This window comes from Blautia faecicola, from assembly GCF_004123145.1.
Classification (GTDB): domain Bacteria; phylum Bacillota; class Clostridia; order Lachnospirales; family Lachnospiraceae; genus Oliverpabstia; species Oliverpabstia faecicola.
Genome location: NZ_SDKC01000001.1, coordinates 2,090,749 through 2,105,409 on the forward strand (window position 1 = coordinate 2,090,749; position 14,661 = coordinate 2,105,409).

The window sequence follows — 14,661 nt, forward strand, 5'->3', positions numbered from 1 at the left end:
TATCTCATCGGATTCTATCATGATCTCCATTCGTCGTTCGCCGACATCGCATCCTGCCGAAAAGCAAAATGCAAAAAGGGAAGCATCGGCTCTGACAGATAACCGATGCTTCCGTCCTAGAGCGTGTCTGAAAAATCATTTCCGCAATCTGCGAGCCCCACTTTGTGGGAGATTTTACCCTCATTCGGTTGACGTAGCCCGCTACGCCGCCCTTATTCGGATAAAATCTCCCACAAACTGGGACTCGCAGCTCACGAAAAGCCTTTTTCAGACACGCTCTAGTTTTTATTTTCTGTACCTGCAAATCCTCTGGCTGCCAGATCATTCCATGCTTCTTCATCGAACTCATTGTTCTTATAATAATATTTTCTGTCTTCATCTGTGATCATACGGATCACTTTGCATGGATTACCGGCTGCGATCGCCCAGTCCGGGATATCTTTGATCACGACACTTCCGGCACCGATGATTACATTGTTACCGATCTTTACGCCCGGGCAGATCACGCTGTTGCCACCGATCCAGCAGTTATCTCCGATGGAAACCGGAATTCCATATTCATACGCACTGTTTCTCGAATCCGGATGCACCGGGTGACCTGCGGTATAGATTGCCACATTCGGAGCCATCTGACAGTTATCTCCGATCGTAACTTTACCTACATCCAGAATCGTGCAGTTATAGTTTGCAAAGAAGTTCTTACCCACTTCAATGTTAAAACCATAATCACAGTAGAATGGCGGATTGATAAAAGCGCCGTCTGATTTTCCCAGCAATTCTTTTACAATCGCCCCGATCTTATCAAAGTCCGAACGATCTGCTGTATTTAACGCCTGTGTCAGTCTTCTTGCCGGTTTCTGCTGTTCAAGGACCTCAGCATCTGATATGTAAGGCAGTCCTGCGTCTCTTCTTTCAATATTGTTCATAATTTATTCTCCCCATCTTTCCTGATTTTTTGTATTTTGCAAACTTTTTTATTTATCTTTTACAAAAATAATATATTTCTGTTGATTTTTATACCAATATTTGACATACTTATATAACAATCGTTCGTAACTGTTCAGTATCCTCGCGGGATACTATCTGTTGAACAGTTTCAAGCATTTATAAAGAAGGTGATTTCTATAAAAGTCAATCCACATACCGTTTTAAATTCTGATTTTTCTGAAAATGTGGTCTATAATCTTCCGGATTTTCCAGCCTATATAAAGCTGGGGCAGCTGTCTACCTATCCGAATTTTCGTACTACCAGTCACTGGCATGATGATTTTGAATTTATTTTGCTGCTGGACGACGAATTGTCCTATGATGTCAACGGGCAGCATATTTCGCTTCGGGCCGGGGAAGGTATTTTTATAAGCAGTCAGTGTTTTCATTATGGCTACTCTGATCGCTATGCCGATTGCAATTTTATCTGTATTCTGCTCTCGCCCCATCTTCTTTCTGTCAACGAATATTTTATGCGGCAATTTCTGGATCCTCTGATGCAGAATACGAGTTTTCCTTACCAGAAACTGATTCCTGCTATTTCCTGGCAAAATATGATTCTTCGTGATCTTCTGAGCCTGTACGAAGAATCTACGGACAAGCTGAAGCCTTTTCTTATTCTGGAAAAATTTTCTCATATACTCGGTCTTCTCTCCGAAAATATGGATTCTGTTTCTGATGTGAAAACCAATACGGATGATATCCAGTCGCTCACGTTAATGATTGGATTTGTGCAGAAAAATTATCAGAATAAAATCCTGCTCCGGGATATTTCCGCTGTTGGAAACTGTTGTAAGACCAAATGTACGATGCTGTTTCAGAAATATCTCGGAGTTCCGCCTGTGCAGTATGTAACGCAATACCGTCTGGAAAAGGCAAGTACACTTCTGCGAAGCACTGGCTTTTCGGTTACGGACATTGCCTATACCTGTGGTTTTTCCAATACCAGTTATTTTTGCGAGCTTTTTCATAAATACTATCATACCACGCCGAAACTTTACCGAAATCAGATCGTGTGAATCTATCGGTGTTCTGTGTTATAATAAAACCAGTAGATTACGAAATACAGAACAATCTGGTCTCAAAGGGGGAAAATACTTTTGCCTCCAACATTTCTATATGTTTAAAGGGGGATTTTTATGGATTTAAATATTGCATTTTTACAGCTTCTTCCTGGGAAAACGCAGGAAGAAAATCTGGAAAAGGGACTGCTGGCATGCCGGAAATCAAAAGAAAAAGGGGCGGATATCGCTTTGTTTCCGGAAATCTGGAATATCGGCTATGATATCGACCAGGAACCGGAGACGCTTCGGAAACTGGCGGTTTCTGTAGACAGTCCTTTTGTAACCGTATTTCAGGAACTTGCAAAAGAATTGCAAATGGCGATCGGTATCACGTTTCTTGAAAGTTACCATCCGGCGCCGCGCAATACGATCTGTCTGTTTGATATGTATGGAAAACCGGTGCTCCGCTATGCGAAGGTGCATACCTGCGCGTTTGATGTGGAGGCAAGACTTACACCGGGAGATACTTTTTATGTCAAGACTTTACAGACCGCCAAAGGACCGATAAAGGTCGGTGCCATGATCTGTTATGACAGGGAATTCCCGGAAAGTGCCCGGATCATGATGTTAAAAGGAGCGGAACTGATTCTTGTTCCAAATGCCTGTCCGATGGAGATCAACCGGCTGGCACAGCTGCGGGGACGGACTTATGAAAATATGCTTGCCATCGCAACCTGCAACTATCCGGCTCCGTATCCGGACTGCAACGGGCACTCTACGCTTTTTGATGGTGTGGTTTATCTGCCTGACGAACCCGGTTCCCGGGATACCTGTGTGCTGGAAACACCGGAAGAAGAAGGCATCTATCTTGCAACCCTGGATCTTTCCATGCTGCGGAGCTACCGCGAAGACGAACGCCCCGGCGCCTGGCGTCACCCGGAGAAATATGAGATTCTGACGGATACGGAGATTGCATATCCGTTTTGCCCGTAATACAGATATAACGTAGTTTTTCGCTGATAATATTTCTGCTTCTGCAAAAGTGCAAAAATGTACAAACAGCGATATCATGCAGGTATATAGCTTGTACGATATCGCTGTTTTTCTCTTCTTTATATAATATATTACATCATGAGTTGCACTTTTCGGTGCTTGTCACTCCTCTCCCAGTTATCAGGGACACCTATTCACCGCTCCTAATAAACAAACTGCATTTACCTCTGCTCGTTGGCATCTATGATATCGTAAACTTCGTGCAGATCCGCGATCTCATAATCAATCTTTACATCCGCATACCGCTCTTTATGATCCGGGTTGTACCAGCAGGTCTGGATCCCGGCGTTGTTGCCGCCGCGGATATCGCTGGTCAGAGAATCTCCCACGATCAGTACCTGGTCTTTTTCGACCGGATCGATGGTTTCAAACATCCTTTCAAAAAACTCTACGTTTGGTTTTTCCACGCCTAGGGCTTCGGACAAAAAGATGCCGTCCATCAATTCTCCCAGACCGGAAAGACGCAGTTTTTTCTCCTGGGCAACGACCGTGCCGTTTGAAACCACATATTGTTTCACTTTTCCCCGCAGGGACTTCACGATTTCATAACTGTCATCCCGAAACACGATGGTATCTCCCAGACATAGCTGATAGCGGTCATTAAACGCCTCCGCCACATCGCTGCGGATCCACTCCGTCTCAAAAAACTCCCGGAATCTTCCGACCAGCACCTCCGGTTTGGTAAGTTCTCCACATTCCAGTCGCTCCCAGTACGACCGGTTGATCTTCGAATACCGCCTGATCATCTCATCCGTACACTCTCCCAGAGCAAACTCCTGAAACAGTTTCTTTATCGCCGCCTTTTCCGCCGCCAGGAAATCCAGCAACGTGGCATCTACATCCCATAAAATTGTCGTAATCATACTTTTCTCCTCTGTAATCATACCTTTTGTTCCGGCACAAACTCTATTTTGAGTACCATTCCCATACCATCCGCTAGTCTTTTCAGCAAATTCACGGAAGGATTTCTGGTTCCATTTTCCAGTTTGCTGATATCAGCCTGATTGATGCCCGTACGTTCGGCAAGTTCCTTTTGTGTAAGGTTCTGAGAGGTTCTTGCTTCTACAATCGCCCTGATAACATCCGTCTCTGGCTGAATACTTTCATATTCTTTCACAAATTCTGTATCTCTCATCTGTTCAGCTTTATACTCTTTTAATGTCTTCATGATCTTCCCATCCTTTCCTGAAAATCTGCTCTTCGCCTTTTCGCCAGTTTGATTTGTCTTGATGGTGTCTTCTGCGTCTTCTTTATAAAACCATTTGTAAGTATTATCTTTCTTTCATAATAAAAGAAATACACCACCCTGGTTATATTATTTCCAACAGTACACCGGATTTCAAATATTCCATCATCAAGCATTTTACTGTATGGTTCTCTAAGTTGATTATCTTTTTCTTCCAGCCATTCAAGCAGTCCGACCATTTTGGCACGCATTCTAGCGTCTGGCATCCTTTACTATAAATTTTTTTGCATCAATCAGGCTTTCTTCTTTACACTTCAGACAAAACAAAGGAAAATTTGTAAGTACCGTATCTATCGTCTGCCTTCACCTTCCGGCAGCAATGTAACAAAATAATAAATAATTCCAAATACAGCTATACTTCCTATCATAATACCGATCATCTGATTGACACTTACCACATTTCCATGAAATACCGGATTGCAATCAAGAGTGTCTCTTATCACTTCAACCATTTCATCCGGATAATGTTTTCTCTCCATCTCTCTGAACACTCCGTGAAGCATATGATTCTTGATCAATGAAGTGGCATATGTACTCGGAAGATAAGACAGCACCTTCTGAAGACCTGATCCAAAATTTGAAATTGGCATATAAGCACCACATATAAAACCATATCCTGCACTGACAATGGTACCCACAGCCGAAAGCTGTCCCTGGGTTGTCAATGAAAAGCTAATGATACTTGAAAGCGTACTTCCAAACAGGACGAGCAATATCATATCAAATAATACCCATAATACATCTGCTGCATTCATATACCATCCCATTTTAAGCAGATATCCCAGACATAATATAAGCGCAAGTCCATTGACCATCAATGAATTAGCTACTGTTGACAGAAAATATCCCAAATAAATTTTCCCTTTGCTGACAGGCGAAACATTAAAATCCTTCCTTGTTCCATTTGCCTTGTCCTGCACCATAGTCAAATTCACACAAAATGTTACAGTGATACAGCTCACTGCCATAAGTGATGCTGTCAGCTGTGCTGCCACGGTTCCATTAATGAGCTTATCCGAAATCGTGATCATATTCGGAATCGCTGCTGTAAAAGAATCTCTGAAAACCTTTGCAAGAAACGTAGCATACAGAACAATCAGAATAACTGGTGTGATCATTGATGTAAACAACATCCCTTTATCTTTAAAATACAGTTTCCTGTTCCTGTTCATTAGTGCCAATACTGTTCTCATCAATGCTCACCTCCAAGCCTTTTTCCTGTGACTGCAAGAAATACATCATCCATTCCGCCTTTTACTACTTCATAATCCGTGAATAAGTCCTGATGCTCTACAATAAGTCTCGTTGCTTCCTTCGTATTTCTTACTTTTAACTGATATCCGTCACGTATTTTTTTATATTCTCTGTTCAATGACTTCATTTCATCTTCGGAAACACCATAAACTGACACGATATCCTGTACATAATCATTTTTAAGTTCAAACGGTGTACCTTCCGCTGCAATACTTCCTTTGTCAAGAATCACAACATACCCGGCATTAGCAGCCTCTTCCATATAATGTGTAGTCAGAAATACTGTCATATTTTCTGTTTTCTGAAGTTTCTCGATAACATTCCAGAGTAACTGCCTTGTCTGCGGATCAAGCCCTGTTGTAGGCTCGTCAAGAATCAAAATCTCCGGTCTGTGCAATAATGCACGGGCAATATCAATTCTTCTTCTCTGACCTCCCGACAGCTTACCTACAGGTCTGTTTAAAAACTCGTCAAAATCCAGAATCTCGACCAGCTCCTGTAATCTCTTATCAAAGGCATTTCCTGTAATGCCGTACAAAGCAGCTCTGCTCATTAGGTTTTCTTTCACTGTAAGCGGTTTATCAAGTACGCTATCCTGAAATACAACACCAAGCATCCTTTTTGTCTGTGCGCCGGCTTTGTCAGTTTCTATTCCGTTTACCTGAACCGTTCCACTGTCTTTTTTCAGCAGTCCGCAGAGAATAGAAATGGTTGTACTTTTCCCTGCACCGTTTACTCCAAGAAACGCAAACAATTCTCCTTTTTTCACACAAAAGCTCAAATCATTTACAGCTTTTACTTCGCCAAAGCTTTTATTCAGACGGCTGATTTTAATAATATCTGATTCCATATCTTCTCCTTATATTTTCATTTTTCCTTAAATGCTGCGGCATCAAATATCTCGGTTTCGTTCTCTACGTCCAGGGATGCGGTTGCCTCATCGAGAAGGATCACCGGGGCATCTTTTAACAGTGCTCTGGCGATGGACAGGCGCTTACACTCTCCACCGGAAAGTGTGGATCCGTTTTCTCCTATCACTGTCTGATATCCCTGCGGCAGACGCTCAATGAATTCGTGACACCGTGCGGCTTTCGCAGCAGCGATAACTTCCTTGTCCGTTGCATTTTTCCGGCCTATACGGATATTTTCCATAATCGTATTATTAAACAACACCACCTTCTGGAATACCACCGAGAAATCCTGGATGCCTTTCAGACGTTTCACCTGAAGATCCACAGCAAATAATTCTGCCATATTTACCATTGCTCCCGAGAGCGGATCATATAATCGGGATGCTGCGATCAGGAATAACAGGTAGGAAAATAAGGTAATCTGCTCTTTCATGATCAGCGTATTTCCAACAACGATCACTGTTGCAAGCCCCAGACGCAGGAACATCTGACCAGTATAATGTAGTGCCAGCCGTAGCCGCATCCAAGATCAAGCACTTTTTTCCCTGTAACTCTGGAAAAAGCTCTTTAAACTGGTGTCATTCTCCAGCCGCACGCAGACCTTCCTGACTGCGGGACATTTTGGCGTATTCCTCAAAAAATGTTTTATTGTCATATTCGCTGGTCACTGTTTTCTGTTCTTCTCTCTCCATCTGTTTTTTTTCTGAGTTCTACAATATACTCCGTTGTCCCTTCTTCAAATTCTCTCTTTCCTGTCGGTGTAAAGCTGTGACGCCGGTAAAATGCAAGCGCCCGCTCATTTTTCTCAAGCGCCCACAGATGATCCGCACCAAACTGTTCCACCGCAAATGTTATCAGTTCATGACCGATTTTTCGCCCCTGAAACCATGGATCCACATACAGCTTACAGATCTCTGTTCCGTTCATCTGGATAAAGCCACGGATCAGTCCGTCATCATATATATAGAGATTTTTGAAGACCTCGTCTTTTTTCAGGTAATTATCTATAAAGGGAACAACCTGCAGCTCACCGAATGAGTAGCTCTCATCTTTGAATATTGGAAAATAGTTGATTCTATTATTGCAGATAAATATTTCTGCGATTCTTGACAAATCTTCCTCTTTCGCTTTTCTAATCTTCATTTTTACCTTTTATTCTGACCTTTCTTATCGAATTTTCCAGATTTTTTATACCGTCTTCGTAAACCTTAACTTCTGTCGGCTTCCATATCCCTGTTTCTTGAAATCAGAATTCAGAAGTTCCATCTCCTCCGGAACGATTTTGATCAGGTGCATCGGATGCTCCAGTTTTTTCAGTGCTTCTACAGGGATTTTGCGGAATTCAGCCGCCTGTAGATATTCTTCTGAAAATGGAGGCACAATCACAGCTGTACCCGTAATCTGGATGCTGTTCAGACTGCCAAATCCGCTATATGTTTCATAGACAGCAAGACTTACTTTCTTATTTTTCTCAAGTCCCGCAAATTTCTTTCCGCCCTCTGAGAAGATCCAGACAGCACCGTCGTGCCAGCTGTATTCCAATGGTGTACACCGGATCACTCCGTCCCCACCGGTTGCCAGGGCACAGGTATTGTGTGCACGTAAAAAGGCGTCTGCCTCCTGTTTCAGCTGTTCCGGTTCCATGTGTTTGCTTTCTTTATCTTTTTCCACCCAGTAAACGGCTGCTGCCTGATATTCTTCCGGAGTCATATCTGTGATTTCTTCATATTCCTCTCTATCCAGAGAAACCGGAATTCCTGTTTTCCCAGTAATGTGCACTCCTCCGTACCAGGTGCCCTCAACCTCAAAAATATCACCGATCTGATATTCACTGGAATATTCATCTGTCTTTTTCACAATTTTTATTTTCATAATCGCTTCATCCTTTCTTCTCCGTCCTTCGTCCGATATTTTTATTGTAAGCGAAAACATTTATACTGTACAGCGCTTTTTCATTCAGTTATTATTTATTATGAACTCTTACCTTTTACATAAAATATCTATAAATTTATTTTCAAAAGGACTTGACGAACCTTCAAAATACTTTTACTATTAATACATAAGAAATAGGTTTTTTGTCCGGTAAGTGTTTATAAACTGAAGGAGTTGCTCGTTTCTTTTTTTATGTCAATTATATCATACAGATACATTCTCCCATCTGATGCATGTCTGATTAACAATGATGCATGAAATATATTATGTCTTTCAATTTCTCCACTCCCATCATATACCGGAAGTGCAAATCTTGAATCATAGCGATATCATCCATATTTTGCATTTCTTCTATGTTTTTCTTTTTTATCCATATATCGCTCCCTTTACTAATTTTATACAAATGCTTTTTTCTAATTTTTAGGTTGTGGAATATTTTCAGAATATGTATATCAGATGTGTATATAAAATACTATAATGTGTTTTATATATTATAACAGGTATTGATATCTATATCAACAGAAAAACTGGGCTGTCACAGAATTCTTTATTTTCTGTAACAGCCCAGTTTTCTACTCTTCTTTTTCTTGCAGATTCCATACTATAGTACACTACACCGGTGTTCCAACCTCGATCAGGTTGCCATCCAGGTCATAAAAACGGATCACTTTCTGTCCCCAGCTGTGTGTTATCAACCGATTGACATAATAGATTTCCGGATATTGTTTTTCCAATTTCTCAGCAAAATCTTCTATCTCTTTTTCTTCAAAATACAACTCACAGGAATTATTTTTCGGAACAACCTCTTTACCAAGATATTTTTTCCATATTGCTTCATCCTGAAGCACCAGTCCCTCGGTCAAAATCACGTTTCCTTCCTGATCCAGCACTACGTCCAGACCGAACAGATCGTGATAAAATTTTTTTGCTTTTTCTATATCTTTTACAACGATCAATACATTCTTTAATTTCACTGCACAATTACTCCCACTTTTTACAACCGTGACATCCATCCGCAAGCCAGTTCCATCCAGCTCTGGCACTCTGGTTGGATGCCGCTGCCGTCCTGGCGTTTTGTTTCTTCGTTTGCGAGACTCAGACCATGACCGCCTGCCGGGTAGATATGCATTTCCACCGGTATCTTATTTTTATGTAATGCTTCAAAGAAGAACAGCGAATTTTCCACCGGAACACAGTCGTCCGGTTCTGTATGCCATAAAAAAGTCGGAGGGGTATCCTTTGTCACCTGAAGTTCCAACGACTGTTCTTTCCGTTTTTTCGGATCGTAAGCATCTTCTCCAAGCAATGCTTCAAAAGAACCTCTGTGGGCATATTCCCCGGAAGTGATAACCGGATAGCACAGGATCATTCCGTTTGGCCGGATCTGTTCTGCGGACACGCCAAGTGTTTCGGAAAGAAACGGTTTCTTCCAGAAAACTCCAAGGCTGCATGCCAGATGACCGCCGGCGGAAAATCCCTGTACCACTATTTTTTCCGTATCTATATGGTATTCGTCCGCATATTCTCTCAGATGTGCCACTGCTTTCGCCAGCTGCAAAAGTGCCAGCGGATATTTTGCCGGTTTCACGCTGTAACGAAGGATCGCCGCCTGATATCCCTTTGCGATATACTGAATCGCCACCGGTTCTGCCTCCCGGTCGGATGTCATCTCATAGCCGCCGCCCGGGCAGATCAGAACGAGCGGACGTTTTCTGTCCGGAATCATCTCCGGAGAGTTGTCCAGAAAATAGGTATATAATGTTGCGGTTTCCTGATAACTGTCTACGCTGATATCAATCTTTTTGCAAATCATAGTGTTGTGTCCTCCTGACTCTTTCTCTGTTGTCTTACTTGTACCTGACAAGGCACATTCTTTATTCTGCATTTAAAAATTTTAGTAACCGTTCAGTACCTTCACAATGACTACCTATGGAACAGTTACACGCTCTATTACTCATTATACGTCCTGCAATCTTTCTGTCAATTCCCGTTCTTTGACCTTTCTTCCATATCCCTGCATCTGTTTTTCAGCAATTTTTCTCCGCCGAGCAGCTGTTGTTCATATCTGGTATAAGCCGGGCAGCCATAGGTTCCGAGGAACTTCCGGATCCGATCATTCCTTGTGAGATTCGCTGCAAATAATGCCAGCTCTGCCCCTGTACCATAGCTTTCTTCCAGAAATGCAAATCCCCGCTCCAACTTCTGCGAGATGCCCTCCTGCCGTTCGTCACACCGTTTCGTCTCTTCCTCACAGACCTGTTCGAGCCGTCGGTTCAGTGCTTCCCGTCCACTCTCATGATCCACTTTTGCCTCCTGATCGATCTTCCACAGGATCTTCAGCACCGCCTCTTCGATCTGTCGCTTTTCTCTTCGGATCAGTTCCCGTTCTGTACGGATCTGCAAACTTTTTTCTCTGCTCTCGATCCAGTCTCCGAATGTCTTTCCGGCATCATTGCCCCAGAAAATACCGAGCTGTCTGCGGCTTTCTGCCAGCGCCTTCTGTATCTGCCTTTCCCGGAAATACTGTTCGATGTTCTGATCCAGCACAGCCAGCAGAAACGCCAGTACCATGCTGCGCTCCTGCGGCGTTCCTTCTTTTGCCATCCGGGTAATCGCCTTCCGTTCTGTATCCGAAAGGCTTCCATCCAAAACCTGTCCAATCTGATAATCCTGTCCGTACTTCTGATAAATCTGGTAATACGAAAAAAATTCCGCCGCTGTCTTTTCTTCCTGCAGATACTGCTCCACCAGTGTTTTTTCTACCGGAAATCCCATTTTTTCATAGCTTCTCAGCACAGCAGACAGATCCTCCCATCCCCGCGCCGTCACAAACTGTTTTTTTCCGTCCTCCTGACGGATCCGGTAGAAGCGATCTCTGTGTGCTTCCAGATACGACCAGATACTTCCATGTACCTGATGGAGCAGTGCATATTCCATCCAGACATCGAGATCCGGCTCCAGCACGATCTTTCGGACACGGTCCAGCGTCGCGATGTCAAATTCCCGGACGGATTTGTTGTATTCCGGCGGGTTGCCTGCCGCTACGATCAGCCAGTCGGGTGGAAGCTTCTGGTTTCCGAACGTTTTATCCTGAAGAAGCTGCAACATCACCGGCGCAAGTGTCTCTGATACACAGTTGATCTCATCCAGGAATAAAATTCCTCTCTTTTTTCCGGTTCGTTCCATACACATATAAATGGAAGCAATGATCTCACTCATCGTATATTCGGTCACACTGACCTGCGTGTCGCCAAACGTCCGCTCCACAATTTTCGGCAGTCCCATGGCACTCTGTCTCGTATGATGTGTCATCGTGTACGCCACCAGTCCTGCGCCACATTCTCCGACGATCTGTTCCATGATGGCAGTCTTTCCGATTCCCGGAGGTCCGATCATCAGGATCGGCCGTTGCTGCCGCAGTGGAACCAGCGGATACCCGTTTTCCTCTTTCTGAAAATACGCCTGCAGCGTATGTGTTATCGTTTCTTTTGCTTCTTTGATATTCATCTGTTTTCTCTTTCCCCTGTATTATTTTTCTGTCACCAGCAGTTTTTTCGCCCATCCCGGCACCCGGTCCATCTTCTCACTCTTTTTTACAAATACAAATGCTGTCTCATAATCCGGTTTCTTCTCCGGATAGATCCCGTCACCGTCGGTAAAATAAATCAGTGCTTTCAAGTCGCTGAATTCTCTTTTCTCCCGCATCCGCTCCACTTCCTCGAACACCGGGCGAAAATCGGTTCCTCCTCTTCCGTGAATCACCATCTGCTCCCGGTAGGTTTCCCACTCTTTTGCGGAATGGATCATCACTTTTTCCTGAATAAAACTGTCACACTGGATCAGGCATACTTTCCAGTTCTCGAAAAAATTTTCCTTTTCTTCCAGAATCCTTCTGGTCTCTCCAAGGAAACGGGCTACCATTTCTTTTTTACAGGAACCGGAGGTGTCTATGGCAATCACCAGTTCCTCCAGCCGGTTCCCCTCCCGGGTTTCGAGAGGCTCGATCATGGGAAGATTTCCATACCGTTCCATCCCATAATAATAAGCAACCGGGTCAAACGCATCCTGATCCAGTTTCATCTCCTCTCTTGTAACGGTAAAACGACGTAAAAACCGCCGGTAGTCATATTTTCCCTTCTCGATTTCAGAAAGTTCTTCGCTCTGACCACCGCGGTTCTCGCCTCTTCGTTTTCCGCCTGCGCCGTAGGTAATCGCAAGTTCTTCTGCGATTTCCTTCCATTTTTTGCAGATTGCTTTCTGTTTCGCTGTCTTCTCTCCAAAACGTTCCGGCATTTCAAGACACTGGCGGATCAGCCGGAGATATTTCTCATATACCTTCTCCGGATTCTCTCCGAAAAGTTGAATCAGATATTCCGGATTCACATACAGGCTCTCCCCGTCTGTCTCCATAGCGGTTACCTGCTCATCCGGCTGTACCCGAAGCTCCAGCAACGCCCTGCCAAGCTCCGGATACCGCCAGCATAACTCATTTTTGCAGTGTTTCATCAGACCGGCGATCAGTTCCTGTTTCGTCTCTGTGGCTGTGGATTTTTCTTTTACGGAAATATGGTTCTTCCAAGCCAGCAATACCCGGAAAGCATCCCATTTTTCCAGTTCTCCTGCTTTTGTCAGAAACCCGTTCAGTTCCTGTTCTCCAAACCATCCCCTGTCTTCCAGTTTTTTCATCCCGTCAATATTTTCCTGCCCGATCAGATACTCCATGGCGGGGCGGATCCTGCGTTTCAGATAAGCTGCATCCTCTTTTGCTATTTCTTCGTTTTCCTGCGTGCTTTGCAAAAAACGTTTGATCACTTCTTCCAGATGTTGTTGTTCATTCATTTGTATACATCACCATTTTTTATATTCTGTATCCATCGTAGCACCCTTTATTTTGATTTACAAGCAGATCCTTTTACTGATTTTCCTGTGTTTCGTCACCTGACTGGCTGCTCATCGGCGTGATCACGATATTTTCTGCTGCAATGCCGGTTTTCCGTTTGACAATATCCTCAATCTGCGCTCTGCTGGCATCGTCCACCTGGGTATCCGGTACTACAATGTCCGCTGTCTCTCCGGTCAGATTTACAACCACATCCGGAAATCCTTTTGCTTCGAGAAGCAGTTCTGCCGCCGCTTCTTTCTCCACAAGATCGGTCATATTTACCATACTGGCGATCGCACTTTCTCTTTCTGTCTCGGAAAGTGCTTCGTTGTTGATGATCGATAACAGAGATTCCTTATTCTGGGAGCGGATCTGTTCCCGTTCGATGCGCGCCTGTGCCATATATGTAGAAGCACCTGTCAGAACAGCCTCCCCCGGTGTCTCCTGAATCTGTGATTCTGTGCCGGATGACCCTTCGCCGGAAGCCGTGGCATCTGTACCGTCGCTGGCGGTCGCCGCACCGGTCTCATCCGTAACATCAAGATCCAGATTTTCCATATCCTGCAGAACCTGATCCATATTGACCGAAGTCTCCGTCTCACTGGCGGTCTCGGTCTTTGCAGTCTTATCTTTTTTTCCTTTTATTTGTGCATCGGAATAGCTGATATAGCCTGCCGCGGCAATCATGACTGCCAGCGCTGTGATAATGATCTGATTCTTTTTAAATATTTTTTTCACTGCTGCTCTCCTTTTTTATTCATTTTGACTCTGCTGATACTATGATACCGGATTGTTCCGTACTTCGTACTCCACAATCCCTGGGGCTCATTTCATTTTTAACACTTTGATTTCATGAGCTTCGACGTGAAACAATGCCATCACCGCCTCCTGGATCTGTTGTACGATCACCGGGTTGCCGCCTCCCTGGGCTACGACAATCACGCCGCGGATCTCCGGATAGGTACTTGAGGATATATAGGGTGTCTGTCCCCCGTCTCCGGTATCCTCGTATACTGTAGTTTCCCCCGTGGTTACCGCCTGACTGGTTCGTTCTGTTCCGGAATCTCCTTTTTCACTGGACGTGCTGGTATCCTCCGGGCTGTCTTTTTCCACCTGTTTCTTCCCGGTGGATTCCATCGCCACCGCCACCTGCACAGTTCCCACACCTTCTACCTGCGACAGCACACTCTCCAGCTGTTTTTCATAGGACTGCCGGATCTGGTCGTCGGTCGGTTCCTGCGACTGTACCGTTACCTCCTCCTGCGTCTTTTTTTGTTCCTTTTGTTTTACAGGAGCGGCAATCACAAGAAGTAAAAGACCTGCCAGCCCGCAGATCAGCCACTGCTCCCGTTTCATCCCTCTGACTGCTGCAAACACCCTCTCCTTCATAGA

The 14,661-nt window shown here is 44.2% G+C and carries 19 protein-coding genes and 1 pseudogene; 3 read left to right on the forward strand and 17 right to left on the reverse strand.

Going from position 1 to position 14,661, the window contains the following annotated elements; genetic code table 11:
- Window positions 1–4 precede the first annotated feature (4 nt).
- Window positions 5–250, reverse strand: a complete 246-nt coding sequence (locus ETP43_RS18450) for a DUF6783 domain-containing protein (RefSeq protein ID WP_334295519.1) — start codon at window positions 248–250, stop codon at window positions 5–7.
- Between ETP43_RS18450 and ETP43_RS18455 the strand changes: the two genes are divergently transcribed.
- Window positions 149–385 carry a DUF6783 domain-containing protein gene (locus ETP43_RS18455; RefSeq protein ID WP_334295520.1) on the forward strand — a complete coding sequence of 79 codons (237 nt, stop codon included), beginning with the start codon at window positions 149–151 and terminating at the stop codon, window positions 383–385. The two genes, ETP43_RS18450 and ETP43_RS18455, sit on opposite strands and share 102 nt — an antisense overlap.
- On the opposite strand, the gene ETP43_RS09355 is transcribed toward ETP43_RS18455, so the two are convergent.
- Window positions 279–926, reverse strand: coding sequence for a sugar O-acetyltransferase (locus ETP43_RS09355; RefSeq protein ID WP_129257872.1), 648 nt, complete (start codon window positions 924–926; stop codon window positions 279–281). The genes ETP43_RS18455 and ETP43_RS09355 overlap by 107 nt on opposite strands.
- Before the next feature lie 189 nt (window positions 927–1,115).
- Here ETP43_RS09355 and ETP43_RS09360 point away from each other — a divergent pair, with 189 nt between their 5' ends.
- Window positions 1,116–2,006, forward strand: a complete 891-nt coding sequence (locus tag ETP43_RS09360; RefSeq protein WP_129257873.1) for an AraC family transcriptional regulator — start codon at window positions 1,116–1,118, stop codon at window positions 2,004–2,006.
- Between the two features lie 120 nt (window positions 2,007–2,126).
- Window positions 2,127–2,984: a carbon-nitrogen hydrolase family protein gene (locus tag ETP43_RS09365; RefSeq protein WP_129257874.1), complete on the forward strand. Its 858-nt coding sequence runs from the start codon at window positions 2,127–2,129 to the stop codon at window positions 2,982–2,984.
- Between the two features lie 221 nt (window positions 2,985–3,205).
- Here ETP43_RS09365 and ETP43_RS09370 read toward each other — a convergent pair whose 3' ends face one another.
- From ETP43_RS09370 to ETP43_RS09455, 15 genes and pseudogenes are all read right to left on the reverse strand, one after another.
- Complete coding sequence (locus tag ETP43_RS09370) at window positions 3,206–3,907, reverse strand: YjjG family noncanonical pyrimidine nucleotidase (protein WP_129257875.1); 702 nt, start codon at window positions 3,905–3,907, stop codon at window positions 3,206–3,208.
- Window positions 3,908–3,924: 17 nt separating this feature from the next.
- The gene (locus tag ETP43_RS09375) at window positions 3,925–4,212 is read right to left on the reverse strand and encodes a helix-turn-helix domain-containing protein (RefSeq protein WP_129257876.1); all 288 of its coding nucleotides are present in this window, start codon (window positions 4,210–4,212) and stop codon (window positions 3,925–3,927) included.
- Window positions 4,209–4,481 carry a type II toxin-antitoxin system RelE/ParE family toxin gene (locus ETP43_RS09380; protein WP_129257877.1) on the reverse strand — a complete coding sequence of 91 codons (273 nt, stop codon included), beginning with the start codon at window positions 4,479–4,481 and terminating at the stop codon, window positions 4,209–4,211. Before ETP43_RS09380 ends, ETP43_RS09375 begins: the two co-directional genes overlap by 4 nt.
- A 1-nt stretch (window position 4,482) precedes the next feature.
- A complete protein-coding gene (locus ETP43_RS18460; RefSeq protein WP_334295521.1) occupies window positions 4,483–4,557 on the reverse strand; it encodes a hypothetical protein in 75 nt (24 codons plus the stop codon).
- A gap of 23 nt (window positions 4,558–4,580) precedes the next feature.
- On the reverse strand, window positions 4,581–5,483 hold the full coding sequence (locus ETP43_RS09390; RefSeq protein WP_129257878.1) for an ABC transporter permease: 903 nt from the start codon (window positions 5,481–5,483) through the stop codon (window positions 4,581–4,583).
- The gene (locus tag ETP43_RS09395) at window positions 5,483–6,394 is read right to left on the reverse strand and encodes an ABC transporter ATP-binding protein (protein WP_129257879.1); all 912 of its coding nucleotides are present in this window, start codon (window positions 6,392–6,394) and stop codon (window positions 5,483–5,485) included. The genes ETP43_RS09390 and ETP43_RS09395 overlap by 1 nt, the downstream gene beginning before the upstream one ends.
- A 38-nt stretch (window positions 6,395–6,432) precedes the next feature.
- Window positions 6,433–6,945 (reverse strand): annotated as a pseudogene (locus ETP43_RS09400) (ATP-binding cassette domain-containing protein); the annotation flags it as partial.
- A gap of 161 nt (window positions 6,946–7,106) precedes the next feature.
- Entirely contained in the window at window positions 7,107–7,598 is a 492-nt protein-coding gene (locus tag ETP43_RS09410) for a GNAT family N-acetyltransferase (RefSeq protein WP_129257880.1), read from the reverse strand.
- Window positions 7,599–7,643: 45 nt separating this feature from the next.
- Window positions 7,644–8,327: a pyridoxamine 5'-phosphate oxidase family protein gene (locus ETP43_RS09415; RefSeq protein WP_279222154.1), complete on the reverse strand. Its 684-nt coding sequence runs from the start codon at window positions 8,325–8,327 to the stop codon at window positions 7,644–7,646.
- Window positions 8,328–8,998: 671 nt separating this feature from the next.
- The gene (locus ETP43_RS09430) at window positions 8,999–9,361 is read right to left on the reverse strand and encodes a VOC family protein (RefSeq protein WP_106492421.1); all 363 of its coding nucleotides are present in this window, start codon (window positions 9,359–9,361) and stop codon (window positions 8,999–9,001) included.
- 20 nt (window positions 9,362–9,381) lie between these two features.
- Window positions 9,382–10,200 carry an alpha/beta hydrolase gene (locus ETP43_RS09435; RefSeq protein ID WP_129257881.1) on the reverse strand — a complete coding sequence of 273 codons (819 nt, stop codon included), beginning with the start codon at window positions 10,198–10,200 and terminating at the stop codon, window positions 9,382–9,384.
- Window positions 10,201–10,367: 167 nt separating this feature from the next.
- Window positions 10,368–11,894 carry an ATP-binding protein gene (locus ETP43_RS09440; RefSeq protein ID WP_129257882.1) on the reverse strand — a complete coding sequence of 509 codons (1,527 nt, stop codon included), beginning with the start codon at window positions 11,892–11,894 and terminating at the stop codon, window positions 10,368–10,370.
- A gap of 21 nt (window positions 11,895–11,915) precedes the next feature.
- Window positions 11,916–13,226 (reverse strand): vWA domain-containing protein, encoded by a 1,311-nt coding sequence (locus ETP43_RS09445; protein ID WP_243114245.1) that lies wholly within the window; start codon window positions 13,224–13,226, stop codon window positions 11,916–11,918.
- Between the two features lie 73 nt (window positions 13,227–13,299).
- Entirely contained in the window at window positions 13,300–14,007 is a 708-nt protein-coding gene (locus ETP43_RS09450) for a SpoIIIAH-like family protein (protein ID WP_129257883.1), read from the reverse strand.
- A gap of 87 nt (window positions 14,008–14,094) precedes the next feature.
- Window positions 14,095–14,658 (reverse strand): stage III sporulation protein AG, encoded by a 564-nt coding sequence (locus tag ETP43_RS09455; protein ID WP_129257884.1) that lies wholly within the window; start codon window positions 14,656–14,658, stop codon window positions 14,095–14,097.
- Window positions 14,659–14,661 lie beyond the last annotated feature (3 nt).